The sequence below is a fragment of the Methylobacterium sp. CCH7-A2 genome (assembly GCF_001557075.1).
GTDB lineage: Bacteria > Pseudomonadota > Alphaproteobacteria > Rhizobiales > Beijerinckiaceae > Allobosea > Allobosea massiliensis.
Window position 1 is genome coordinate 61009 of sequence record NZ_LSKN01000177.1, and the last position, 24449, is coordinate 85457.

Annotated in this window: 26 protein-coding genes and 1 tRNA gene; 18 read left to right on the top strand and 9 right to left on the bottom strand. The window is 67.4% G+C overall.

The genetic code is table 11. The features are described 5' to 3' along the window. The first annotated feature begins 1 nt into the window (after position 1). Complete coding sequence (locus AX750_RS13480; protein ID WP_066723063.1) at positions 2-529, top strand: L,D-transpeptidase; 528 nt, start codon at positions 2-4, stop codon at positions 527-529. A gap of 3 nt (positions 530-532) precedes the next feature. Here AX750_RS13480 and AX750_RS13485 read toward each other — a convergent pair whose 3' ends face one another. Continuing rightward, entirely contained in the window at positions 533-1480 is a 948-nt protein-coding gene (locus tag AX750_RS13485; protein ID WP_066723061.1) for an NAD(P)-dependent oxidoreductase, read from the bottom strand. Between the two features lie 232 nt (positions 1481-1712). On the opposite strand from AX750_RS13485, the gene AX750_RS13490 reads away from it, so the two are divergent. Continuing rightward, the gene (locus tag AX750_RS13490; RefSeq protein ID WP_066723013.1) at positions 1713-2030 is read left to right on the top strand and encodes a DUF2853 family protein; all 318 of its coding nucleotides are present in this window, start codon (positions 1713-1715) and stop codon (positions 2028-2030) included. Positions 2031-2089: 59 nt separating this feature from the next. On the opposite strand, the gene AX750_RS13495 is transcribed toward AX750_RS13490, so the two are convergent. Beyond that, positions 2090-3391: a class I SAM-dependent methyltransferase gene (locus AX750_RS13495; RefSeq protein WP_066723012.1), complete on the bottom strand. Its 1302-nt coding sequence runs from the start codon at positions 3389-3391 to the stop codon at positions 2090-2092. Positions 3392-3928: 537 nt separating this feature from the next. Here AX750_RS13495 and dctP point away from each other — a divergent pair. The 9 genes from dctP (at position 3929) to AX750_RS13545 (ending at position 11481) form a co-directional block, all read left to right on the top strand. Next, complete coding sequence (gene dctP / locus AX750_RS13505; RefSeq protein WP_066723010.1) at positions 3929-4987, top strand: TRAP transporter substrate-binding protein DctP; 1059 nt, start codon at positions 3929-3931, stop codon at positions 4985-4987. A 62-nt stretch (positions 4988-5049) separates the two neighbouring features. Continuing rightward, complete coding sequence (locus AX750_RS13510; protein WP_066723007.1) at positions 5050-5562, top strand: TRAP transporter small permease subunit; 513 nt, start codon at positions 5050-5052, stop codon at positions 5560-5562. Then, positions 5559-6872 (top strand): TRAP transporter large permease subunit, encoded by a 1314-nt coding sequence (locus tag AX750_RS13515; protein WP_066723005.1) that lies wholly within the window; start codon positions 5559-5561, stop codon positions 6870-6872. Before AX750_RS13510 ends, AX750_RS13515 begins: the two co-directional genes overlap by 4 nt. A 54-nt stretch (positions 6873-6926) precedes the next feature. Then, complete coding sequence (locus AX750_RS13520) at positions 6927-7241, top strand: NIPSNAP family protein (RefSeq protein ID WP_066723003.1); 315 nt, start codon at positions 6927-6929, stop codon at positions 7239-7241. Next, positions 7238-8065 carry an alpha/beta fold hydrolase gene (locus tag AX750_RS13525; RefSeq protein WP_066723001.1) on the top strand — a complete coding sequence of 276 codons (828 nt, stop codon included), beginning with the start codon at positions 7238-7240 and terminating at the stop codon, positions 8063-8065. Before AX750_RS13520 ends, AX750_RS13525 begins: the two co-directional genes overlap by 4 nt. Further along, the gene (locus AX750_RS13530; protein ID WP_066722993.1) at positions 8062-8868 is read left to right on the top strand and encodes an aspartate dehydrogenase; all 807 of its coding nucleotides are present in this window, start codon (positions 8062-8064) and stop codon (positions 8866-8868) included. Before AX750_RS13525 ends, AX750_RS13530 begins: the two co-directional genes overlap by 4 nt. A gap of 49 nt (positions 8869-8917) precedes the next feature. Further along, positions 8918-9703 carry an SDR family oxidoreductase gene (locus AX750_RS13535; RefSeq protein ID WP_066722990.1) on the top strand — a complete coding sequence of 262 codons (786 nt, stop codon included), beginning with the start codon at positions 8918-8920 and terminating at the stop codon, positions 9701-9703. 21 nt (positions 9704-9724) lie between these two features. After that, positions 9725-10495: an SDR family NAD(P)-dependent oxidoreductase gene (locus tag AX750_RS13540; protein ID WP_066722987.1), complete on the top strand. Its 771-nt coding sequence runs from the start codon at positions 9725-9727 to the stop codon at positions 10493-10495. Between the two features lie 23 nt (positions 10496-10518). Further along, positions 10519-11481 carry a dihydrodipicolinate synthase family protein gene (locus tag AX750_RS13545; protein WP_066722986.1) on the top strand — a complete coding sequence of 321 codons (963 nt, stop codon included), beginning with the start codon at positions 10519-10521 and terminating at the stop codon, positions 11479-11481. A gap of 40 nt (positions 11482-11521) precedes the next feature. On the opposite strand, the gene AX750_RS13550 is transcribed toward AX750_RS13545, so the two are convergent. The 6 genes from AX750_RS13550 to AX750_RS13575 all read right to left on the bottom strand — a co-directional run bounded on the left by AX750_RS13550 (position 11522) and on the right by AX750_RS13575 (position 16352). Next, the gene (locus AX750_RS13550) at positions 11522-12253 is read right to left on the bottom strand and encodes an amino acid ABC transporter ATP-binding protein (RefSeq protein ID WP_066722984.1); all 732 of its coding nucleotides are present in this window, start codon (positions 12251-12253) and stop codon (positions 11522-11524) included. Next, positions 12234-12887 carry an amino acid ABC transporter permease gene (locus AX750_RS13555; protein WP_066722980.1) on the bottom strand — a complete coding sequence of 218 codons (654 nt, stop codon included), beginning with the start codon at positions 12885-12887 and terminating at the stop codon, positions 12234-12236. Before AX750_RS13555 ends, AX750_RS13550 begins: the two co-directional genes overlap by 20 nt. After that, positions 12887-13576 (bottom strand): amino acid ABC transporter permease, encoded by a 690-nt coding sequence (locus tag AX750_RS13560; RefSeq protein WP_066722977.1) that lies wholly within the window; start codon positions 13574-13576, stop codon positions 12887-12889. The genes AX750_RS13555 and AX750_RS13560 overlap by 1 nt, the downstream gene beginning before the upstream one ends. Positions 13577-13695: 119 nt before the next feature. After that, the gene (locus AX750_RS13565; RefSeq protein ID WP_066722974.1) at positions 13696-14499 is read right to left on the bottom strand and encodes a transporter substrate-binding domain-containing protein; all 804 of its coding nucleotides are present in this window, start codon (positions 14497-14499) and stop codon (positions 13696-13698) included. A 79-nt stretch (positions 14500-14578) separates the two neighbouring features. Continuing rightward, complete coding sequence (locus tag AX750_RS13570; RefSeq protein WP_066722971.1) at positions 14579-15559, bottom strand: 2-hydroxyacid dehydrogenase; 981 nt, start codon at positions 15557-15559, stop codon at positions 14579-14581. 34 nt (positions 15560-15593) lie between these two features. Then, complete coding sequence (locus AX750_RS13575; protein WP_066722968.1) at positions 15594-16352, bottom strand: GntR family transcriptional regulator; 759 nt, start codon at positions 16350-16352, stop codon at positions 15594-15596. A 198-nt stretch (positions 16353-16550) separates the two neighbouring features. Between AX750_RS13575 and AX750_RS13580 the strand changes: the two genes are divergently transcribed. The 4 genes from AX750_RS13580 to AX750_RS13595 all read left to right on the top strand — a co-directional run bounded on the left by AX750_RS13580 (position 16551) and on the right by AX750_RS13595 (position 21768). After that, positions 16551-17750: a mandelate racemase/muconate lactonizing enzyme family protein gene (locus AX750_RS13580; protein WP_066722965.1), complete on the top strand. Its 1200-nt coding sequence runs from the start codon at positions 16551-16553 to the stop codon at positions 17748-17750. Positions 17751-17759: 9 nt separating this feature from the next. Continuing rightward, positions 17760-18527 (top strand): SDR family oxidoreductase, encoded by a 768-nt coding sequence (locus AX750_RS13585; RefSeq protein WP_066722962.1) that lies wholly within the window; start codon positions 17760-17762, stop codon positions 18525-18527. A 141-nt stretch (positions 18528-18668) separates the two neighbouring features. Next, a complete protein-coding gene (locus AX750_RS13590; protein WP_066722959.1) occupies positions 18669-19220 on the top strand; it encodes a biliverdin-producing heme oxygenase in 552 nt (183 codons plus the stop codon). Position 19221: 1 nt separating this feature from the next. Next, complete coding sequence (locus AX750_RS13595) at positions 19222-21768, top strand: HWE histidine kinase domain-containing protein (protein ID WP_066722957.1); 2547 nt, start codon at positions 19222-19224, stop codon at positions 21766-21768. Between the two features lie 120 nt (positions 21769-21888). On the opposite strand, the gene AX750_RS13600 is transcribed toward AX750_RS13595, so the two are convergent. Continuing rightward, positions 21889-21963: transfer RNA gene (locus tag AX750_RS13600), tRNA-Gly, on the bottom strand. Positions 21964-22172: 209 nt separating this feature from the next. On the opposite strand from AX750_RS13600, the gene AX750_RS13605 reads away from it, so the two are divergent. From AX750_RS13605 to AX750_RS13615, 3 genes are all read left to right on the top strand, one after another. Beyond that, a complete protein-coding gene (locus tag AX750_RS13605; protein WP_066722954.1) occupies positions 22173-22712 on the top strand; it encodes a prolyl-tRNA synthetase associated domain-containing protein in 540 nt (179 codons plus the stop codon). 77 nt (positions 22713-22789) lie between these two features. Continuing rightward, complete coding sequence (gene trxA, locus AX750_RS13610; RefSeq protein ID WP_066722951.1) at positions 22790-23689, top strand: thioredoxin; 900 nt, start codon at positions 22790-22792, stop codon at positions 23687-23689. Between the two features lie 16 nt (positions 23690-23705). Next, a complete protein-coding gene (locus AX750_RS13615; RefSeq protein ID WP_066722948.1) occupies positions 23706-24377 on the top strand; it encodes an LON peptidase substrate-binding domain-containing protein in 672 nt (223 codons plus the stop codon). The last annotated feature ends 72 nt before the right edge of the window (positions 24378-24449 follow it).

The following is a 24449-nucleotide window of genomic DNA, read 5'->3' on the forward strand; positions in this document are numbered from 1 at the left end:
GATGTCGAGGCGCGCCGCGATGGAGACGGTTCTGGCTGCGGTGGTCGCCCTGCCGGTCTGGGCGGCGTCGGCCGGCGCCGGCGAGGCCCGCGAGATCGTGCAGGCGCCCGACCCGCGCTATCGCCCCGGCACGATCGTGATCCGCACCGGCGAGCGAAGGCTCTATCTGGTGACGGCGCCGGGCGAGGCGATCCGCTACACCATCGCCGTCGGCAAGGCCGGCAAGCAGTGGCAGGGCGTCAAATACGTCGAGGAGATGCAGGTCGATCCGGCCTGGTCGCCGCCGGCCTCGGTGAGGCGCGACAATCCGCGCCTGCCGGACGTCATTCCCGGCGGCTCGCCGCGCAACCCGATGGGGGCGCGCGTGATCGGGCTGGGGCCGGGCGGCGAATATGCGATCCATGGCACCAACATGCCGGGCACCATCGGCACGGCGGCCTCCTATGGCTGCTTCCGCATGCACAACCACGATGTCGCCGATCTCTACGAGCGCGTCCGCATGGGGACGCCGGTCGTCGTGCTGCCCTAGCGGCTAGAGCGGCACGCCCGAGGGCAATGGCTGCCCCGAGAAGAAGGCCTCGAGATTGCGCAGTAGGAGCGCCTGCTGGGCCGCCTGGGCGCTGTCGGCCATGGCGGCGATGTGCGGCGTCAGCACGGCGTTGTCGAGCGCCTTGAGACGGTCCGGCACATGCGGCTCCACCTCGAAGACGTCGAGTCCGGCGCCTGCGATGACGCCCTGTTCCAGCGCGTCGCAGAGTGCCTCCTCGTCCACGGCGATGCCGCGCGAAATGTTGATCAGATGGCCCTGCGGCCCAAGCGCCTTCAGGACTTCTGCATTCACGGCATGGCGGTTCTCGGCGCTGGCGCGCACCGCGACCATCAGCACATCAGACCATTCCGCGAGCCCGGTGAGGCTGCCCTCATAGCGATAGGGCAGTTCCGCGCGCCGTAAGCGGTTATGATAGGCGATCTCCATGCCCAGTGCGGTCGCGATGGCGGCAATACGGGTCCCGATGGCACCCAGCCCGTAGATGCCGAGCCGGCGTCCCCGGAGCCCCGGCACGATCGGCATGCGCTCGACGGCGTTGCCCTGCCAGCGCCCGGCGCGAATGAAGCGGTCGCCCTTGCCGATCTGGCGCACGCTGGCAAGCATCAGGCCGATCGCGAATTCCGCCACCGCGTCGGCATTGGCGTCGGCCGCGTTGCTGAGGAGGATGCCGTGGGACTTGGCATGTGCCTGATCGACTCCTTCGATGCCCGTGCCGTAGCAGGCGATCAGGCCGAGATGGGGCAGGGCATCGATCAAGGCAGCGTCCGTGCGCCAGCCACCGACGGTCAGAAGCACGCGTGCGGCCTGCGCGCCCGGCGGCAGGGCCTCGGGAACGGGCCGATCCATCGGACCCAGCACGACGTAGTCCTGCTGCAACCGCGCCACCAGCCCGGCTGGCATCTTCGGGGCCATGAGGAGGGTGGGCTTCATCGTCATATCGTCTCCGGTCGATGCTGCATCGCAGCATTCCGGAGGTTCTGCCTCAAGCGCCAGCGGCGCGCAGGTGCCATCCTTCTGATGCATCCCGGCCGAATGTTGCGCTGGGTCAAAAATGCGCCCGTGCGGGCCTGTGCCTATCGACAGCGCGTTAATCCGCGTTAACGTTTGGTCGCGCGATAGACACAACCGGGCGCGGCGCCGCTCGGAGCAAGAGGGGCTCACGATGGACCATCTGGCCGACGTCAAGAAATTCGCCAAGAAGCCGCTCAATGAGGCGGCCTTCGCCGGCATGGCGAAGTCCTACGCACTGGTGATGAGCAAGCCCGACACCCGCTACGTCGCCTGTTCCGACGCCGCCGAGCTGGAGCGCGTCCGCGAGAACTTCCTGAAGAAGAAACTGGGCCTCAAATCCGCGGATCTCGACGCCTCGCTGAAGGCGATCTGCGAGCACATGAAGGCCGACAAGACCAAGTCGCGCCTGACCTTCTACTACCTTCTCGCCGAGCATTACGGGAAGCTCGACCTGTTCGTGAAGAAGTAGGCCGGGCGCCGTTTTCGGGCGAAGCCCGGGTCGAGCCCGAGCAACGTCCGGGGGCGCCTCTAGCGATACAGATCCGTCCGCGTCAGCGGCAGGCCCGAGGCGCCCTTGCGGCGCTTCGAGGCCAGCGTCTGGTTGACCAGCGCGCCACCGCGCTCGAAGGCGAGCGAGCAGCCCGCAAGGTAGAGCAGCCACATCCTCGTGCGCTCCGGCCCGATCTCCGCCTCGGCCTGAGCGCGGTTGGCCTGCAGCCGCTCCCACCAGAGCCGTGTCGTGCGCTGGTAGTGCTCGCGCCAGCCTTCGACGTCGTGGATCTCGAAGCCATGGCGCTCGAGATTGGCGATCGACATGCCGAGATGGTCGAGTTCGCCGCCGGGGAAGATGTAGCGCACCAGCGCGCGGTACTCGGCCGGCATCTTGTTGAAGGCTTTGTCGGTCTTCTTGGCGCGGCGCGAAATGCTGTGATGCAGATAGAGCCCGCGCGGCTTCAGCAGCCGGTTCACCGCCTTGAAGTAAGTGGGGTGGTTGCGGATGCCGACATGCTCGAACATGCCGATGGACGAGATCTTGTCGAATTCGCCCTCCATCTGGGTAAAGTCCTTGAGGTGTAGCGTCACGCGCCCCTGCAGCCCGAGCCGCTCGACCTTCTCGCGGGCCAGAGCCAGCTGCTCCTCGGCGAGCGTCACGCCATGGGCCTCGACGCCGTAATGCTGCGCGGCATGGCAGACCAGCGCGCCCCAGCCGCAGCCGATGTCGAGCAGGCGGTCGCCGGGCTTCAGGCGCAGTTTGCGACAGATCATGTCGAGCTTGTCGCGCTGGGCGCGGTCGAGATCGCCATGGTCCTCGGTGAAGTAGGCGCAGGTGTAGACCATCTCGGCATCGAGAAAGAGCCGGTAGAAGGCGTTCGAGACGTCGTAATGATAGGCGATGTTGGCCTTGTTGGTCGCCGGCGCGCCGTCGCGGGCGATCTCGTCGCCCCGCTTGTGGTCGACCGCGTCCGGGGCCGCGCCCGGCGCGAAGAGGAAGCGGCGCAGGACGTCGAAAACGGCGCCCTTCGGGATGGTGCGCGCCAGCCGGCCGATCTTGCCTTCGGGGCGTGCGGCGGCGAGATCGAAGACCGAGCCGTTTTCCAGCGCGATGCGGTCGGTCACATGCAGGTTCAGCAGCGTGTCGAGCTTCGGCTTGCGGATCAGGGCCGCAACGGCGCCGGGGTCGCGGATCGCAATGGCGAGCCCGTCTCGTGGCCATGTCGCCGGGACGACGCTGCCATCCCAGAGCCGGAAGCCGAGCTTCAGCCCCAGCTTCTCATGCGCCTGCGCCAGGAGATGCCGCAACGCTGCAAGACGCTTCTGCCCGGTATCCATGCTGCCCCACCGCACCGATGCCTTCGTCCTGTCTGCCGACGCCATGTCGGCTTGGCAACCCGCCCAGACGCAGAGCCGGTGCGATCTCACCTCTCGTCTCGCGGCGCACAACAAGACCGTTCCCGACTTTGATCTGGATCAATCTTGCGGCGGGTTGGGCTGCGTGTTGATATATGACGCATCGGCGTGACCGGCGGCTGGCGGCCAACGGTCATTTCGATGAAGCTGGCGGTGATCCATTTCTGGAGGGGGTCTCGCAGGGTGGTTGGCGTAATCCTTGCGTCTGCCAGTCCCACAGCCGGAGCCTGTTGGTGCCCGGCAATATATGAGTTGCTTCGCCCTCTGGCCTGTTCGTCCGGGGCGTGACGTCAGGCCGGCTGAGGAGGCGGCCGGAAGAGGAGGCGGGGCGCACGGGAGCGCCTGCCTGTGACGAAGACAGCGTCCTCGTGCCGGTACGGGCCATCAAGGCCGGTCGGTGCGGCAGGCCTGGGTTGCCTGTGAAACGACCAACATCACAACAGAGGGAAAGGCCACACCATGACCGGATTCAAGACCATCGCCGCCATGATCGCCACCGCCGCCAGCCTCGTGCTGGGTTCGCAGGGCGCGCTGGCGCAGAACAAGATGGAACTCAACATGGCGACGCCCTGGGCGGGCGGGCACTGGCTCGACATCGGCGCCAAGAAGTATGCCGAGAATGTCGAGCGCATGACCGAGGGGCGGATCAAGATCAACGTCTTCCCGGCCGGTGCGCTCGGCCCGGCGCTGAAGGTTACCGAGACCGTGCAGAAGGGCGTCGCCGATATGGGCCATGCCTGGCCGGGCTATGACTGGGCGGTCGACCGCACGGGCGCCATCTTCTCCGGCTGGTCGGCGGGGCCGAACCCGGAAGAGATGATGATGTGGCTCTACAATGGCGGCGGGGCCGACCTCTGGAAGCAGTGGCGCAAGGAGAAGTTCGACGTCGTCGCCTTCCCCTGCGGCGTGCTGGAGACCGAGTTCTTCATGCATTCCCACAAGCCGATCCGCACGGTCGAAGACATGAAGGGCCTCAAGCTGCGGACCTCCTCCTCCTGGGCCGAGATCGCGCCGATGCTCGGCGCCTCGACGGTCGTCCTGCCGGGCTCGGAAGTGTTCAGCGCGCTCGAGCGCAAGGTCGTCGACGCGATCGAGTGGGGTGGGCCGGGCAGCAACCTGTCGGAAGGTTTCCACAAGGTCGCGAAGTACATCATCATGCCGGGCCTGCATGCGCCGTCGGGCGCGCATGACTGCATCTTCAACAACGCGACCTGGGCCAAGATCGGCGACAAGGACAAGCAGCTGCTCGAACTGGCCGGCCGCCTGACGGTGCTCGACACCTATCTCGGCTACGCCAAGAGCGATCTCGACGCCTACAAGCAGATCAAGGCGAGCAATATCGAGGTGATCCAGGTCGAGCCGAGCCTGACCGCGGCCGTGGTCAAGGCGTCCGGCGAGTGGGCCGAGAAGCAGGCGGCGTCGAATGCCTGGTTCAAGAAGGCCTATGAGAGCCAGAAGGCCTTCATGGCGAGCGTCAAGCCGCTGAGCGAGTTCCGTTTCGCCGTCGGCTCGCGCTGACCTTCCGCCCGCGGCGGCGGCCCTCGCGGTCGCCGCCACGGGCCCTCCTGCGCGAGGTTGCCATGCCCGTCGTCCGTTTCATCAATGCGCTGTCGCTCTGGTCGGGGCGCTTGGGGGCGCTCGTCGTCGTCCCGCTGGTGCTGGCCATGGTGTTCGAGGTCGTCAGCCGCTACGCCTTCGCCGCGCCGACGCAATGGGCCTTCGAGCTCAGCTACATGATGATGGGCACCATCTTCCTGCTCGGCCTGTCCTATGCCGTGCTGATGGACCAGCACGTGAACGTCGATTTCATTCATCAGGTGCTGCCGCGCCGGGCCGTCGCCGGCATCGACGCGGTCGGCTACCTCATCATGGCGGGGCTGCTGGCCTGGCTGACCAACGCATTGGTCGGCAATGTGGCGAGCGTCTACCGGACGGGTGAGGGCACGGGGCTTTCGGCCTGGAACCCGCCGATCTGGCCCTATCGCGTGATCTACGTGATCGGATTTGCGCTGTTCGCCCTGCAATGCTTCGCGAAGGCGATCGAAAATCTGCTGGTCGTCTTCGGCCGCACGACGGAAAGCCCGGCCCGATGACCTCCCAGACCGTCCTGTGGATGTTCCCGGCCCTGCTGGGGCTGATCTTCCTCGGCTTCCCCGTCGCCTTCTCGATGATGATCGCGGCGCTCGGCTTCGGCCTGATGCGTTTCGGCGGCACGCTGGTGCACCAGTTCGCCCAGCGTATCGACGACATCGCGACCAATTACGTTCTGGGCGCGATCCCGCTCTTCATCTTCATGGGCTCAATCCTCGAGCGGGCCGGCATCGCCGAGCGCCTGTTCGACGCGCTCTATATGTGGACGCGGCGGCTGCCGGGCGGGCTGGCGATCGCGGCGCTGCTGATGTGCACCATCTTCGCGGCGGCCAGCGGCGTCGTCGGCGCAACCGAGACGCTGGTCGGCATGCTCGCCATTCCGGCGATGATGAAGCGCCATTACGACAACAAGCTGATCTCGGGCACAATCTGCGCCGGCGGGTCGCTGGGCACGATCATCCCGCCATCGGTTCCCGTGGTGGTGCTAGCGCCGATCGCGACGCTGCCGATCGGCGATCTTCTGGCGGGAATCCTGTTCCCGGGCCTGCTGATGTCGGGCCTGTTCATCGCCTATATCCTTATCGCGTGCGCGGCGAGGCCGCATCTCGCCCCTCCGGATCCCGAACCCGATCCGCGCGGCCTGGCCGAGAAGATCCGCTTCACGCTGAGCGCGCTCGTGCCGCCCGCCTTCCTGATCTTCACCGTGCTCGGCACGCTGTTCATGGGGCTGGCGACACCGACGGAAGCGGCCGCCTGCGGTTCCTTCGGCGTCATTCTGCTCGCCATCCTCTATCGGCGCCTGACCTGGTCGCTGCTGTTCCAGGCCTGCAAGCAGACGGTCTCGCTGACCGCGATGATCCTCGCGATCGTGCTCGCGGGCGGGATGTTCTCCGGTGTCTTCTTCGCCTCGGGCGGGATGGCCGCCACCAAGGGCATCCTCGACGCCTTCGGATTGTCGCCCTGGTCCGTGATCACCGTCATCCTCTTCGTCGCCTTCATCCTCGGCTTCCTGGTGGATTCGATCTCGATCATCCTGATCATCGTGCCGATCGCGATCCCGCTGGTGAAGGGCTTCGGCATCGACCCGCTCTGGTTCGCGGTCGTGCTGCTGGTGATGCTGCAGACGAGCTATCTGACGCCGCCGATGTCGCCGTCGATCTTCTATCTGCGGGCGATTGCGCCGCCGAGCATCCGGCTGCAGGACATGTACTGGGGCGTGATCCCCTTCATCCTGTGTCAGCTCGTGGTACTCGGCCTGCTGCTGTTCTTCCCGGCGCTGGCGACCTGGCTGCCCAAGGTCATGTATGGCTGATGGTCGTGGGACCACTCCGCTGGTGACGGCGGCGAAGCGAGAGCGAGACAGACGATGATCTATGAAGAGCGCGACTATCGGATCAAGGCCGGCAAGCTGGCCGAGTTCGTGAAGCTCTATGGCGAGTACGGGCTGCCGCTGCAGAAGGAGCATCTGGGCACCTTCATCGCCTATTTCACCACGGAGATCGGCGAGCTCAACCATGTCGTCGCGCTGTGGAGCTACAACAGCCTCGATGAGCGCGCCGCCAAGCGCAAGACGATGCTGGCCGACCCGCGCTGGCAGGACTATCTCAAGCGCGTCGACGGGCTGATCGACATCCAGAACTCGCGCATTCTGACGCCCGTCGTCTATTCGCCGCTGCAATGAGCGCGGCGTCTCCGACCGGCGCGTCCGGCGCCTTCACCGTCACGACGCCGGATGGCGCCGTGTTGCAGGCCTTCGTGGAGGGGGCGGGACCGGCGCTGCTGCTGGTCAGCGGGCTCGGTGGCACGGCAGGGTTCTGGAAAGGCACTACGGCGACGCTCGCGCGCTCCTTCCGGGTGATCCGGTTCGATCAGCGCGGCATCGGCGCGAGCACGCGGGGCAGCGCAACCTGCACGATCGATCAGCTCGCGCGCGACGGCCTGAGCGTGCTCGACGCGGCGGGCGTCGAACGGGCCGTCCTGCTCGGCCATTCCACCGGCGGCTGCATCGGCCAGGCGCTCGGGCGGATCGCGCCGGAGCGGCTCGACGGGTTGATCCTCAGCGCCACTTGGCTGAAGCCGAGCCATTATATGGGCGCGCTGTTCGGGGCACGGCGGGCCATTCTCGCCGAGAATCCGCAGGCCTATGCCGCGACCGCCGTCCTGATCTCCTATCCGCCGGCCTGGCTGGAGGCGAACTGGGGCGTCTACGAGGCCGCCATCGCGGCCGCGCCCGTCACGCCGGAAGCCCGGCAGGTCGTGCGCGAACGCATCGATGCGCTGCTCTCCTTCGACGGCTCGGCCGACATCGCCGCCCTGCCGATGCCGACGCTGGTTCTGGGTGCGCGCGACGACATGATCGTACCCTCCTTCCTGCAGGAAGAACTGGCGGCAGCGCTGCCGGGCGGGCGCTCGATCCTGCTCGACTCGGGCGGGCATTTCTTCCCCGTCTCGCGGCCCGACGCCTTCACGGCCAAGGTCGTCGAATGGATCGGCGAACTGGCATGAGCGCGCGCCGGGTCGTCCTCATAGGCTATGGCGCCATTGCCGGCGATATTGCCGAGGCGCTGAGGGTGGCGCGTGAGCCCGGCTATGCGCTGGCCGTGCTGCTGCGGCCGGGTTCGTCCTCGGCCGGTCGCGTGCCGAAGGACATGCCCATCCTGGACGGCTCCGACGCGGTCGCGGCCTTCGCGCCGGATCTCGTCATCGAGGCGGCGGGTCATGGGGCGGTGCGCGAGAGCGTGCCGGCCTGCCTGGCGCTTGGGCTGCCCGTGCTGATCTCGTCGATCGGCGCGCTTCATGATGACGCCCTCTACGCCGATCTCGTCGCGGCGGCGCGCCGCGGCGGCGGGCGGCTCCTCCTCGCCTCGGGCGCGCTCGGCGGGCTCGACTATGTCAGGGCCGTGTGCCACGCCAAGCAGCTTGAGCTGCGCTATGAATCGCGCAAGCCGCCCGCCGCCTGGGCTGCCGAGTTGCGCGCCCTCGGCCATGATCCGGCCGCGCTCGCCGTGCCGGTGACCTTGTTCTCCGGCACGGCGCGCGAGGCGGCGGCGCGCTACCCGCAGAACCTCAAAGTCGCGGCGGCGCTCGCCCTGGCGGGGCCGGGATTCGAGGCGACGGGCGTCGACGTCGTCTGCGATCCCGCTGCGAGCGGGAACACGCATGTCGTCAGGGCGAGCAGCGAATTCGGGACGATGTCGCTCGAGATTGCCAACCAGCCTTCGCCGACCAACCCGAAATCGTCCTGGATCGTCGCGCAGGCCCTTCTGGCGGCGGTCGATCAGCATTTTTGTCCCGTGGTGATGATGTGAGCGCTGAGCGCCGGGATCGCCGCGGGGTCCTCGAAGGGAGGCCAAGGCCATGAAGCTCACAGGCAAGATCGCGATCATCACCGGCGGCGGCTCCGGCATCGGCCATGCGGCCTGTGTCCTCTTTGCCCGCGAGGGGGCGACCGTCATCGTCGCGGATCGCGATGTCGCGGCCGCTCAGCGCGTCGCCTCCGAGATCGCGGGGCAGGGCGGCCGGGCTTCGGCGCATCAGGTCGATGTCAGCCGGGATGCCGAGGTCGCGGGGATGATCGCGAAAGCGGTCGCCGATCACGGCCGGCTCGACATCCTCGTGAACAATGCGGGCTACGGCATCGCTGGGACCGTGGTCACGACGGCGGAGGCCGACTGGAATGCGCTGATGGCGGTCAACGTCAACGGCGTCTTCCTCGGCTGCAAGCATGCGATCCCCGTGATGGCGCGGCAGGGCGGCGGCGCGATCGTCAATACGGCTTCGGCGGTGGCGAATGTCGGCATCCACGACCGCGCGGCCTATGTCGCCTCGAAGGGGGCTGTGGCGGCGCTGACGCGGGCCATGGCGGTGGACCATGTTGACCAGAAGATCCGCATCAATGCGGTGGCGCCGGGCACGATCGAGTCGCCCTATTTCACCCGCATTCTGAGCGGGCCGGACGGCGCGGAACTGCGCCGGGGCCTCGAGGAGCGCCAGGCGATGGAGCGGCTCGGCCAGCCGGTCGAGATCGCCCAGGCGATGCTCTGGCTCGCCAGCGACGACGCCTCGTTCTGCACCGGCACCGTCATGGTCGTCGATGGCGGCTGGACCGCCCGCGGCGACCGCAAACCCAAGATCGAACGCTGATCCAAGGCACAGGACTGACAGATGTATGGATTGAACGGCCGCAAGGCGATCGTCACCGGAGGAGCGCACGGCATCGGACGGGCGATCGCGGCGCGACTCGTGGCGGAGGGCTGCGAGGTCGGCATCTTCGACCTCGACCGTGCGGCGGCGCAGGCCACGGCGGACGCACTCTCCGCGCAGGGCGGCCGAGTCGTGGTGGCGGCCGGGGACGTCTCGTCGCGGGAGGATGTCGCGGCCGGCATCGGCGCGCTGAAGGAGGCGCTCGGGCCGATCGATATCCTCGTCAACAATGCCGGCATCTGCAAGGTCGGCAAGCTGCTGGAGACCAGCGAGGCGGAGTGGAAGGCGACCTTCGGCATCAATGTCGACGGGCTGTTCCATGTCACGCGGCAGATCGCGCCCGGCATGGTCGAGCGCCGCCGCGGCGCCATCGTCAACATCGCGTCCTGGATGGGCAAGTCGGGCGTGGCGGCCTATGGCGCCTATTGCGCCTCGAAATTCGCGGTGGTGTCGCTGACGCAGTCCCTGGCGCTCGAGATCGGCGAATACGGCATCCGGGTGAACGCGGTCGCGCCGGGGCTGATCGTCGAGACCAAGATGCGCGACGAATCCGAGATCCAGCGCGCGGCCGAAGGGCTGCCGACCGCGAAGGACCGCGCCAAGACGATCCCGCTGCGCCGCGCGGGGCTGCCTTCCGACATCGCCAAGACGGTGGCGTTCCTCGCCTCGGACGAGGCAGACTACATCACCGGCGAAACCATCAGCGTCACCGGCGGCATCTGGAACGACTGACCCGCCGACAACAGGAGACGGCCATGCCTCGCTTCAAGGACTTCCGGCCTGCCGGCGTGATCCCGGCGACGCTAATCGCACTCCATGACGACATGAGCATCGACGAGTGCCAGACGCGCCGCCATCTGCGCGATTGCGCGCTGGTCGACGGGGTCAGCGCGGTCACCGTGAACGGCCATGCCTCCGAGGTGCATGCCTGCTCCTTCGACGAGCAGCAGCAGATCCTGGCGGCGTCGCTGGCCGAGGTCGGCGACCGGGTGCCGCTGATCAACGGCATCTATGCCGATGGCTCGATCGAGGCGGCCCGGCTGGCGGCGATGGCGGCGCGCGAGGGCGCCTCGGCCCTGCTGGTCTTTCCGCCCAACAGCATGGCGATGGGCGGGCAGTTGCGGCCGGAGATGGCGATCGCGCATTACCGGCGGATCGCCGACGCCACGGATCTGCCGATCATCGCCTTCCAGTATCCGATGGGCGGCGGGCTGGGTTATCCGTTCGAGACGCTGCTCGCCCTGTTCGAGGCGGTGCCGACGATCGCGGCGATCAAGGACTGGTCGAACGATCCGATGCTGCACGAGAAGCACATCCGGACGTTCCAGGCCCTGCCTCGCCCGGTGAATGTGCTCACCACCCATTCCTCCTGGCTGATGGCCTCGCTGACGCTCGGCTGCAACGGGCTGCTCTCGGGCTCGGGCAGCGTCATCGCCGATCTGCAGGTGGCGCTGTGGCGGGCGGTCCAGGCGGGTGATCTGACGGCGGCTCAGGCGGTCAATGATCGCATCGTGCCGCTGTCGCAGGCCTTCTACGCCCCGCCCTTCCTCGACATGCACAACCGCATGAAGGAGGCGCTGGTGCTCCTCGGGCGGCTCGACAAAGCGGTGGTGCGGCCGCCGCTGATGAAGCTGCCGGAGGCCGAGATCGCGCGGATCGGCGCGGCGCTGCGGCAGGCGGGCATCGCCCGGGAGGGCGCGCTGTCGCTGGCGGCCTGAGAGCAGGGCAGGCGCTCCCTGCGGGGAGCGCCCATCAACCTCATTTCGTCCCGGCGGTGACGAAGTTGCGCAGTTCCGGCGTCTGCGGGTTTGCGAAGAGCTCCTGCGAGGGGCCGCTCTCCCAGATCTTGCCCTGATGCATGAACACCGTCGTGCTCGCGACGGTGCGGGCGAAGTTCATCTCATGGGTGACGAGCAGCATGGTCATGCCGTCCTTCGCCAGCTTCTCCATCACGAGCAGCACCTCGCCGGTCAGCTCGGGGTCGAGCGCCGAGGTCACCTCGTCGAACAGCATGACCTTGGGGCGCATCGCCAGCGAGCGGGCGATGGCGACGCGCTGCTGCTGACCACCGGACAGATTGTCCGGATAGCTGTCGAACTTCTCGGAGAGACCGACCTGGGCCAGCACCTCGCGGGCGCGTTCGGCCGCCTTGTCCTGCGGCACATTCTGGGTGATGCGCGGCGAGAGCATGATGTTCTGCCCGACCGTCAGATGCGGGAAGAGGTTGTAGCTCTGGAAGACGATGCCGACGTCCTTGCGCAGCTCGCGCAGCTTCTTCGGGTCCTGGTCGACGACATGGCCGGCGACCTCGATGCGACCGGAATTGATCGCCTCGAGACCGTTGATGCAGCGCAGCAGCGTGCTCTTGCCCGAGCCCGAGCGGCCGATGAGCGCGACGACCTGGCCGCTCTCGACGTTGAGAGAGACGCCCTTCAGGACCTCGAGGTCGCCGAAGCGCTTGTGGACGTCGTCAATGAGAACGGCTGGCATTCATCACCTTTTCGAGATGGCGGCTGAGCCGGGACAGCGGGAAACAGATCGCGAAATAGATCACCGCCACCAGCGAGAAGACCTGGAAGGCCTGGAAGGTCGCATTGTTGACGAGCTGCCCCGCGCGGGAGAGCTCGACGAAGCCGACGACCGAGACGATCGAGGTGTTCTTGACCAATTGAACGAGGAACCCGACCGTCGGCGGCAGCGAGATGCGCACCGCCTGGGGCAGGATGACATAGCGATAGGTCTGCGCCGGCGAATGGGCGAGCGAGGCCGAGGCCTCCCATTGCTGGAACGGCACCGACTGGATCGAGCCGCGCCAGATCTCGGCGAGATAGGCCGAGACATAGACGGCGAGCGAAGCCGAGGCCGCAAAAAAGGGCGGCAGCTCGATGCCGATGATCGACAGCCCATAATAGCTCATGAACAGCACCATGAGCACGGGGATGGACTGGATCACCAGGATATAGGCGGAGGCGAAATGGCGGATCGGCGCGATCCGCGACAAGCGCATGATCGCCAGCGCGCCGCCCATGACGCCGCCGATGGCGAAGGCGATGACGGTGAGCAGCAGGGTCCAGCCCGCCGCCCGGAAGATGAAGAGGGCCTCTGGCCAACCGAAGGTCTGCATCAGGCCGCCTCCGCCTTGGCATCGAGCCGGGCGAGGCCCGAGACCTGCGGGAACAGCCGGCGGCCGAGCCAGAGCAGGAAGACCTTCAGCGACAGCGCCATCACCAGATAGACGCCGGTGACGATGATGTAGGTCTCGAACGAGCGGAAGGTGCGCTGCTCGACGAGCGCGGCCGCTCCCGAGAGCTCCTGCACCGAGATGAAGGAGCAGATGCTGGAGGCCAGCATCATCAGCACGAACTGGCTCGACAGCGCCGGCCAGACCCGCGCGAAAGCCGGCTGCAGCATGACGTACTGGAAGACCTGGCGGCGCGAGAGCGCCAGCGAGAGCCCGGCCTCGAGCTGGGATTTGTGGATGGAATCGATGCCCGCCCGAATGATTTCGGTCGAATAGGCGCCGAGATTGAGCGTCATCGTCAGCAGGGCCGCCTCGACGCCGGACATGCGGATGCCGAGCAGGGGCAGGCCGAAGAAGATCATAAAGAGCTGGATCAGGAAGGGCGTGTTGCGCATCAGCTCGACATAGGCGTCGACGACGATGCCGGCCCAGCGGCCCGCCAGCGTGCGCAGCGCCACCAGCAGCACGGCGAGCGTGCAGCCGAGCAGGATCGCCGCGGCCGAGAGCCAGAGCGTCAGCACGATTCCGCTGATGATCAGGTCGGATTCGGCAAGGACAGGGTCGAACTGCAAGGAGGTCTCCTCCCCCGCTCAGGGGCTGCGCCGGGGTGCGAGGAGCACCGCCGTTGGGCGCTCGACGCGGGTCATGAAAAGGCCGGCGCGGACGAATCCGCGCCGGCCCGGTGCAGGGATCAGAAGGTGGGCAGCGCCGGCAGCGGGCCGCCGACCCACTTCTCGGAGATCGCGTTCAGTTCGCCATTCTGCTTGATGTAGTAGATCACGTTGTTGAGCCACTGCTTCAGCTCGTAGGCGTCCTTGCGGACGGTCATCGAGTTCGGCTGCATGCCGAAGAAGAACTTCACCTCCGTCTCGGTCTCGCCGCGTGCCTTGATGGCGGCGTTAGCCTGGGCGTCGGGGCCGGCGATGGCGTCGACCTGACCGGAGAACAGCGCCTGCATCGTGGTCGAATCGTCCTCGAAGCGCAGGATGGTAAGGTTCAGCTCCTTCTCACGGTTGACGAATTCGCGCTCGACGCTGGAGCCGCGATTGACGCCGACCTTGCGGCCCTTCAGGTCCGCCCAGGTTTTGATGGGCGTGCCCTTCTTGGCGTAGATGCCCATCTGGAAGGCGCTGTAGGGGATGGTGAACATCACCGCCTTGGCGCGCTCGGGCGTCGGGGCCAGCGTCGCGACCAGGAAGTCGACCTTGTTCGCCTCGAGCGCCGGGATGCGCGACGGCGGGGTGAGCTGAACCACCTCCATCGGCAGGCCGAGATACTTCGCCACGAGGGCAGCAACGTCGGCGTCGTAACCGATCGCGTTGCCGGTCGAGTCGACGGAGCCGTAGGGGGGGGCGCCGATCAGCACGCCGATGCGCACCTTGCCGCGCTTGGTGATGTCGGCCAGCGTCTGCGCCGAGGCCTGTCCGGCGGCGAGAAGGCCGGCGCCGAACGCGAGCAGCGTGCCGGCGATCTTGAGATGCTTCATCAGGTTCATTGTGCCGTTTCCTCGGTGTGGCGTGGTGTCAGGTGTTGTTGCCCCGGCTTCGGATGGCCGGTTTGCTGGCGATCGGGACTCAGGGCTGTCCTTCTCGCACGACGTTGACGAGAGCGGTACCGGAGAAGCACCGCCTGATGTTGTCCGCCATGACCTGCTGGCGGCGGCGGATGGTGCCACTGGTCCAGCCCGACATGTGCGGTGTCATTAAAACGTTTGAAAGCTCATGGAAAGGCAGTCGGGATGGCAAAATATGAGGCTCCCCCGGATTTGGGTAGCGATACCATGTGTCAATGATCGCGCCGCCGATGCGGCGTTCGCGCAGGGCCTCGAAAAGCGCGGTTTCGTCGATCGTGGCACCGCGGCCGACATTCACGATCACACTGTCGTGCCTCATCGCGGCGAGCGCTTCGCGACCGACGATGCCGGTGGTGTCGGCCGTCAGCGGCACGGAAACGACGAGCGCATCGACCGAGGCGCAGAAGGCCTCCAGCTCGTCGAGGCCGAAAGCGCGGTCGACGAGATCCGAAGTCGCGACCGGGCTGCGGTTGGCGACATGGACCGTCATCTCGAAGGCCTTGGCACGCCTCGCGATGGCCTTGCCGATATGGCCGAAGCCGAGCAGCCCGATGGTCTGTCCCGCGATCTCGCCATGGACCCGATCGGGCGAGCCGGCCCAATAGGCCCAGTCGCCGCGGCGCAGCCGAGCGTCGGCATCGGCGAGCGGGATGGCGCGGGCCAGCAGCGCGCTCATGACATATTCCGAGATCGCCTGCTCGTGGCCGAAGCAGTTGCAGACGCTTGCCCCGGTCGGGAGCCGCGCGAGATCGACCGCGTCATAGCCGGCGCCGGGCACGTGGAAGAGGCGCAGATCATGCGGCATCGGCAGGCCGGCATCGAACTTGACCCCGATGATCGCCTCGGCCGCGGCATAGGCTTCGCGGTCCGCTGCGGCTTCTAGGGCGTCCGGCAGGATGCGGATTTCGGCCTCGGGGCCGACAAGTTCGTCAAAGCCTTGGCTGAAGGAAGCGGCGTTCTCGCCGTGGAAGATGATGCGCATGGTCGGCGGTTCCGGTTCGAGCGGTTGAAATCCGTCAGGGGGCGAGAAGGGGTTCGACGCTGCAGTCGAGCAGCGAGGGATCGAGCCGCGCCTCCATCTCGTCGAACATGGTCTCGACGAAAGCGATCAGCGCGTCGGAGGCCACGACAGCGCGTTCGACATGGCGGTTCGCGATCGCATTCAGCACGGCGAGATGATGGTCGATCGTGCCGGTGAGCCCCGGCTGCTCGGCGATATGCGTGTGGTAGAGGAAGCCGATGCGCCGGAACAGCGTGTGAAGCGGCCGCAGCGTGTGTTCAAGGAAGGGCTCGCCCGCCGCCGCCAGCACCATCTGATCGATGCGCCGGTCGAGGCCGTTGAACTCGGCCAGTGTCAGCCCGTCGCGCTTCTCGCGCAGCAGCCGCTCCATGTGCAGCAATTGGTTGCGATGGGAGGGTCCCGCCCGCTCGGCGGCGAGGCGGATCACGAAGCGCTCGATGTCGCGCCGCAGATGCAGCAGCACCCGCTCGCGGGCGAGATCGATCGGCGCGATCTGCAAACCGTGGCGCGGGCGGACGATGATGAGCGTATCGGCGGCGAGACGGTTGACGGCGTGGTGGACGGGCGTGCGACCGAATCCGGTCATCGCCTGCAGGTCCTGCATCGCGAGGAAGCGGCCGGGGGCCAGTTCGCAACGCACCAGCATCTCCTCGAGGCGCTGGTAGGCCAGCTCGAACAGGTTGACGCGATTGCGCCGCGCGGGGGCCGCATCGTCCGCATCCACCAAGGTCGGCCGGCCTGCGCCCTGCGCCATCTGTTTTCCTCCGACGAAGCTCGTTGGGCGACCCCGATCAGGCAGAGCCTAAACATATTGTGATATTTTACAAGCGGCCCTATGGTCTCGCGGTGCCGTCGTGGCCGTCTCGTCGGACGGCTGCGGCCGGCTGGCACTCATCAACGATGCTCAGCGGTTCGTGCCGCGGAAGAGCGTCCGCCGCCAGGGAGGCAGGCCTTGAAGATCACCGCCATCGAGACGCTGCGGACGGAGGAGTTCGCCAATGTGCTGTGGGTGCGCGTCCATACGGATGCCGGCATCATCGGCCTGGGCGAGACCTTCTATGGCGCGGGCGCCGTCGAAAGCCATCTGCACGATACGCTCGCCATGCGGCTGCTCGGCAAGGACCCGCTCCACATCGAGGCGCTGCACCGGGAGATGACGAACCTGCCGATGGCGCAGGCCTCGACGGGCGTCGAGTCGCGGGCGACCTCGGCGGTCGACATCGCGCTGTGGGACATCTTCGGCAAGCTCTGCGGCCAGCCGGTTCACCAGATGCTAGGCGGGCTGTGCCGTGACAGGCAGCGAATCTACAACACCTGTGCCGGCTATGGATATGTCCGCTCGCACAACATCAAGCCGGTCTCGACCTGGAATCTCGGGCTGAGCGAGGGCCCCTATGAAGACCTCCATGGCTTCATGAACCGCGCCGATGCGGTGGCCGAGAGCCTGCTAGAGAGCGGCATCACGGCGATGAAGATCTGGCCCTTCGACCCGGCCGCGATCGAGAACCACGGGCTGTTCATCACGCCCGAGCAGATGCGCAAGGCCTGTGAACCCTTTGAGAAGATCCGCAAGGCGGTCGGCGACAAGATCGAGATCATGGTCGAGTTGCACTCGCTCTGGAACCTGCCGACGGCGATCAAGATCGCCCGTGCGCTCGAGCAGTACGAACCGACCTGGTACGAGGATCCGATCCGGATGAACTCGCCGCAGGCGCTGGCGGAGTTTGCCCGCGCGACGACCGTCTCGGTCTGCGCCAGCGAAACGCTGGGCTCGCGCTTCCCCTACAAGGACATGCTCGACCGCGACGCGATGCACATCGTGATGGCGGACCTGTGCTGGACCGGCGGACTGACCGAAGGCCGCAAGATCGCGGCGATGGCCGACACCTATCACCGCCCCTTCGCGCCGCATGACTGCATCGGCCCGGTCGGGTTCATCGCGGCGATCCACGCCTCCTTCAGCCAGCCCAACACGCTGATCCAGGAATCGGTGCGCGCCTTCTACACCGGCTGGTACAAGGAGCTGGTCACGACGATGCCAACGATCGAGAACGGCTATGTCCTGCCGATGGAAGGCCCCGGCCTCGGCGTCGAGCTGCTGCCGGCCGTCTTCGAGCGCACGGACCTGACCGTCCGCCGCTCCAGCCTGTGAGGATGTGACATGACCAATCCCCTCTTCGACCTCTCGGGCAAGACCGCCCTCGTCACCGGCTCCTCGCGCGGGCTCGGCCGGGCCATGGCGGAAGGGCTGGCGGTCGCCGGTGCGCGCATCCTGATCAACGGCACCGATCCGCTGCGCGTCGCCGAGACGGTGTCCCAGTTCCAGGCGGCGGGACACGCGGCCGAGCCGGCCGCGTTCGACGTCACGGACGAGGCGCAGATCGTCCGGGCCTTCGACACCTTCGACGCTGCGGGCATCGCGGTCGACATCCTCGTCAACAATGCCGGCATCCAGTTCCGCAAGCCGATGGTCGAGCTCGCCACCGCCGACTGGCAGCGCGTGATCGACACCAACCTGACCTCGGCCTTCATGATCGGCCGCGAGGCGGCCAGGCGCATGATCGCGCGCGGCCATGGCAAGGTGATCAATATCGGCTCGCTGACCAGCGAGCTCGCGCGGGCGACGGTGGCGCCCTACACGGTCGCCAAGGGCGGCATCAAGATGCTGACGCGGGCCATGGCGGCGGAATGGGCCGAGGCCGGCATCCAGGCCAATGCGATCGGGCCGGGCTACATGATCACCGACATGAACCAGGCGCTGATCGACAATCCGAGCTTCGATGCCTGGGTCAGGGGCCGCACGCCGGCGCGCCGCTGGGGCAAGCCGGACGAGCTGATTGGCACGGCGGTGTTCCTAGCCTCGCCCGCCTCGAACTATGTCAACGGCCAGATCATCTATGTCGACGGGGGCATGTCCTCGGTTCTCTGAGCCACAGGGCGTTTGGAACTTTACCAAAGGTGAGGCATTTCTGAGGGGTAGCAGGTGCGGCTGGCCGCCCTGCCGTCCTCTCTCCGATCCCGGTCGGCGAGCCGGCATTTCTGAAGGCCTTCGCACGACCCGTTCCGCCCCATGCCCGCCTCCTCCTTCCGCTTTCTGCTGCGCGACCGGACGCGGCCCGCGCATGAGCGGCTCGACCGGCTCGTCGGCCCCATCGACAGCGAAGCGCGCTATGCGGCATTCCTGCGCGCCTCCTATGCCCATCGCGGTGCGGTCGAGGCCTATCTCGCCGGAGCCATCTGGCCGGCGGCTTTCGGCGCATGGCGGCCGGCGGTGCTGCTGCCGTTGATGCGGCGGGATCTCGCCGATCTCGGACTGGCGCTGCCCGACATCCGGCCGCTCGACCTGTCAAAAGACATCTCCAGCCTGATCGGCGTCGCCTACGTGCAGGAAGGCTCGTCGCTGGGTGCCCGCCTGATCGTGAAGATGGCCGGGCGCCTCGGCTTCGACGGGGCCCATGGTGCGCGCCATCTCGCCGCGCAGGCCGGCGGTCTCTCCAACTGGCAGAGCTTCGTCGGGATCATCGATGGCCTTTCGGGGGTCGATCAGGCGGTCGCGATCGAGGCGGCGGCCGCCGCTTTCGACCATGCTGCGGCGGCCATGAAGGGCAACGGATTTTCCTGAGATGGCGACCGTCGATCTGACGAATTGCGACCGCGAGCCGATCCATGTTCCGGGTAGCATCCAGACGCATGGCTGCCTGCTGGTCTGCGACGAGGGCGCGGTGGTCATCCGGCGCCAGTCCGCCAATGCCGCGGCCTTTCTGGGCCTGCCGGAACAGAATCTGGTGGGGCGGAAGCTCGAGGAGGTTCTGGGCGGGACGCCGGTCCACGAGTTGCGCAACGCCCTGTCCCGCTCGGGACAGCCGTCGCGGCCGGGGCTGATGCCGCGCCTGACGCTGCCGACCACGGGGCGGACCTTCGACATCAGCGTGCACCGCTTCAAGGGCAACGCCATCGTCGAATGCGAGTTGTCGACGCCGGACGGTCCGGCCTCGCCGCTGGAATTCGCACGGACACTGGTCGGCCGGCTCAGCCATGTCCGGACGCCGCGTGAGCTGATCGAGAGCGCGGCCCGGCTGTTGCGCGCGATCCTGCAGTACGACCGGGTCATGGTCTACCAGTTTGCCGCCGACGGCTCGGGCAAGGTCGTCAGCGAGGCCAAGCGCGGCGACCTCGAGAGCTTCCGCGGCCAGCATTTCCCCGCCAGCGACATCCCCCAGCAGGCCCGCCAGCTCTATCTGCTGAACCCGATCCGTCTGGTGTCGGATGCGAGCGGTGCCCGCCATCCGATCGAGCCCGTGCTCGACGAGTCCGGGCAGCCGCTCGACATGACCTATTCCCATCTGCGGAGCGTTTCGCCGATCCACTGCGAGTATCTGCGCAACATGGGCGTCGCGGCCTCCATGTCGGTCTCGATCATCGTCGACGGCGCGCTCTGGGGTCTGATCGCCTGCCATCATTACACGCCGCGCGCAATGTCGATGAATCAGCGGATCGCCGCCGAGATCTTCGGAGAGTTCTTCGCGCTGCAGCTCGGGTCCCTGACCCAGAAGCAGAAACTGGAGGCGGGAGACCGCGCCCGGCGCTTCCTCAAGGATCTGCTCGCCTCCTCCGTCCATACCACCGACATCGCGGCTTTCCTGCGCGGGCATCTCTCGTCCTTCCCGCAGCTCGTCGCCTGCGACGGCGTCGGCCTGATGCTCGACGGTGCGTGGTCGTCCTGGGGCCGGGTCCCGCCGGCCGAGGCAATACCGCCCTTGGTGGCCTTTCTCGGCCAGGTTTCGCCGGGCGCCGTCCATGCGACGGATTGCCTGTCGGAGGAGGTGCCGGCCGCGCGCGCCTTCGCCACTGAGGCGGCCGGGGTGCTGGCGATCCCGCTCTCGCAGCTGCCGCGGGACTATCTGCTGCTGTTCCGGCGCGAACTGGTGCAGACGGTCGAATGGGGCGGCGATCCCAACAAGACCTACAGCTCCGGCCCGCTCGGCGACCGGCTGACGCCGCGGCAGAGCTTCGCCGTCTGGAAGCAGACGGTCGAGAACCGCTCGCTGCCCTGGACGCAGGTGGAGCGGGATCTCGCCGAATCGGCGCGGGGTGCGCTGATCGAGGTGGTGCTGCGCCAGGGCGAGTTGCTGTCGGAAGAGCGCGGCAAGACCGAAGCGCGCCAGAAGATGCTGAATCAGGAGCTCAACCACCGGGTCAAGAACATCCTCTCGGTGATCCGCTCGATCGTCTCCTATCCGGTGCAGGACGAGACGGCGATCCGCGCTTATGTGCAGACCATCCAGGGCCGCATCGACGCGCTCTCGCTCGCCCATGACCAGGCGACGCTCGGCGCGGGCGGCGGGGCGCTGCGGGAGCTGTTCGAGGCCGAACTCGCGCCTTATCTCGGCAATGGCCAGCGCATCGCGATCGCAGGGCCGCCGGCGGCCCTCGAGCCGCGCGCCTTTTCGGTGTTGGCCCTCGTCATCCACGAACTCGCGACCAACGCCGCGAAATATGGCGCCTTGTCGCGCGAGAGCGGGCGACTTTCGGTCGATTGGGCGCGCTCGGCGACCGGCGACTGCGAGATCAGCTGGCGCGAGAGCGGCGGTCCGCGCGTCGCCGCTCCCCAACGGACCGGTTTCGGCAGCGCGCTCGTCTCCCGCAGCATTCCCTTCGATCTCGGCGGACGCAGCGACATCAGCTTCGAGCCGACGGGCGTGGTGGCATGGCTGAGCATTCCGGCCGCCTTCCTGTCGTGGCCGGACGCGGCTGCAACCTCCGAGCCATCGGCACCCGTGGGGATGCCGGAGAACGGGCCTTCGCCGGTTGAGGGGAAGTCCGTGCTGCTGCTGGAGGACCAGTTCCTGATCGCCATGGATGTCGAGGAGATGCTGCTGTCGATGGGCGCAGCGAGCGTCTCGATCTGCGCCAGCGTTGCCGAGGCGATGAGCCTGCTCGAGCACGGGCTGCCGGATATCGCCGTGCTCGACGTCAATCTCGGGGCGGAGACCTCGGAGCCCGTGGCCCGCCGGCTGGTGGCAGCGCGGCGCCCCTTCATTTTCGCGACGGGCTATGATGACGGCTCGCGCCTGCCGATCAGCGACCACCCGGCGCCGGTCGTCCGCAAGCCCTATTCCACCGCCGCCCTCAGTGCCACGCTGCGTCAGGCGCAACTCGGCCTGAGCTGAAGGCGCTGCGGGGGCGACACCGGGCGCTTTGCCGCCTGGGTCGGAGACCGTCGCGGGCCCCAAAACGCAAAAAGCGCCGGGAAGCCCGACGCTTGCGACAGTCTCGAAGGCTGCATGTCCTGGAGCGGGAGAAGGGATTCGAACCCTCGACCCCAACCTTGGCAAGGTTGTGCTCTACCCCTGAGCTACTCCCGCATCAGGACATCGGCGCGGCGTTTCCGCCGCGGAGGCCGGCTTATTGCCCCAAAGCGGCGCGCAGTGCAAGCGCCTTGTTGCAGCCTCGTCATCTTTTTCGGGATGGCCCCGAGATGACCCGATTTCGGCCTTCGCCGCGCGCTTGTGGTGGCGGTTGCGGCGGGTTACGCAGCCCGCCAACGCTGTTTCGAGGCCGGACCCGCCGCTCCATGTCGCCGACCATCCCCGCCACACCCCTGACTCCCGAGCAGCTCTGCGCGCATCTGGACGAGCGCGGGATCCCCTATGTCCGCGTCGATCACGAGGCGGTCTTCACGGTGGCCGAATCGCAGGCCCTGCGCGGCACGCTGCCGGGGTTGCATTCGAAGAACCTGTTCGTGAAAGACAAGAAGGGCCGGCTCTTCCTGGTCTCGGCCCGCGAGAATGCGCGCATCGATCTCAAGCGCCTGCACGAGACGATCGGCGCGAGCGGGCGGCTCTCCTTCTGCTCGGCGGAGGTGCTGATGGACAGGCTCGGCGTGACGCCGGGCTCGGTCACTGCGCTCGCCGTCATCAACGACCGCGAGGGCGCGGTCACGATGGTGCTCGACCGGAACCTCGCCACGGGCGAGCCGGTGAACTTCCACCCGCTGATCAACACCGCGACGCTGCGGCTCGCGCTGGACGATCTGCTGGCCTTCCTGCGCGAGACCGGCCACGATCCGATGATCGTCGATTTGCCGGTTCCCGCCGATGGACAGAACGACTGATCCTCCCCATCTATGGGCTGGCTGCGGGCGCGGCCGGACCACCCCTTTTCCGATCTGCGTGCGATGAAGGACGACCCATGCTGGTCAATGGCGATGCGGCCGAGCAACCCGGCCTGATCAAGGACACGAGCACCCAGGGCTTCCGGCAGGACGTCATCGCGGAGTCGATGAAGCAGCCGGTTCTGGTCGATTTCTGGGCGCCCTGGTGCGGGCCCTGCAAGCAGCTCACGCCGGTGATCGAGAAGGTCGTCAAGGCGGCGCGCGGCAAGGTGCGCCTCGTCAAGATGAACATCGACGAGTACCCGGAGATCCCGGGCCAGCTCGGTATCCAGTCAATTCCTGCCGTCATCGCCTTCAAGCAGGGACAGCCGATCGACGGCTTCATGGGCGCCCAGCCCGAGAGCCAGGTGAAGGCCTTCATCGAGAAGCTCGTCGGCGCGATGGGGCCCGGCCAGACCGAGGAGCTGATCGCGGCGGCGAAGGCCGCGACCGAGGCCGGCGACGCGGCCGGCGCCAGCGAACTCTACGCCCATGTGCTGGAGCTCGAGCCCGACAACATCGCGGCGATCGCAGGGCTGGCGAAGCTGCATCTCGATCTCGGCGATCTCGAGGGGGCGACGGGCATCCTCGGCATGGTGCCCGAGGCGAAGGCCGCCGATCCCGCGGTCGCGGCCGTGCGCGCGGCCATCGAGCTGGCACAGCAGGCCGCCTCGCTCGGCGACACGGCCGAGCTGGAGGCGAAGGTCGCCGCCAATCCGAAGGACCATCAGGCCCGTTTCGACCTAGCGCTGGCGCTGAATGCGCGCGACCGGCGCGAGGAGGCGGTCGATCATCTGATCGCCATCATCAAGGCCGACAGGGCCTGGAACGAGGACGGCGCGCGCAAGCAGCTGCTGCAGTTCTTCGAGGCCTGGGGTCCGATGGACGAGCACAGCATGGCGGGGCGGCGCAAGCTCTCCACCCTGTTGTTCTCCTGAACGCGAGGAGCGGCCGATGGGCATGAACGCCGTCTACAAGGGACCGGAAGATTGCCCGGCCGTGGTGCCGGTCTTCCCGCTCGGCGGCGCACTTTTGCTGCCGCGGGGGCAGATGCCGCTGAACATCTTCGAGCCGCGCTACATCGCGATGATCGACGATGCGATCCGCACCCATCGCGTCGTCGGCATCGTCCAGCCGGAGCCGGAGAGCGGCCGGCAGGCGGCGACGCCGCCGCTGCTGCAGGTCGGCTGCCTTGGGCGCATCACACAGTTCGCCGAGACCGGCGACGACCGTTACATCCTGACACTGACGGGCATCGCGCGCTTCCGCATCGCCGAGGAGCTGCCGGTGACGACGCCTTACCGCCAGTGCCGCGTCGGCTATGACGACTATCTGATCGACTTCACGGCGCGCGCCGGCGAGGATGCGGTCGACCGCAACGCGCTGCTCAAGGCGCTGCGGGCCTTCGCCAAGGCGAGCGAACTCAAGATCGACTGGAAGGGCGTCAACGAGGCCCCCAATGAGGCGCTGGTCAACGCGCTCTCGATGATGTGCCCCTTCGGTCCGCGCGAGAAGCAGGCCCTGCTGGAGGCGCCGACCCTGAAGGAGCGGGCCGAGGTGCTGGTCGCGATCACCGAGATCGAGCTGGCCCGCAGCGGCGGCGATCCCGAGACGACGCTGCAGTGAACGTCTCCCGGTTTCCCTGTCCTCGCCGTCATTCCGGGCGACCCAAGGGAGACCCGGGACCCATTCCTGAGC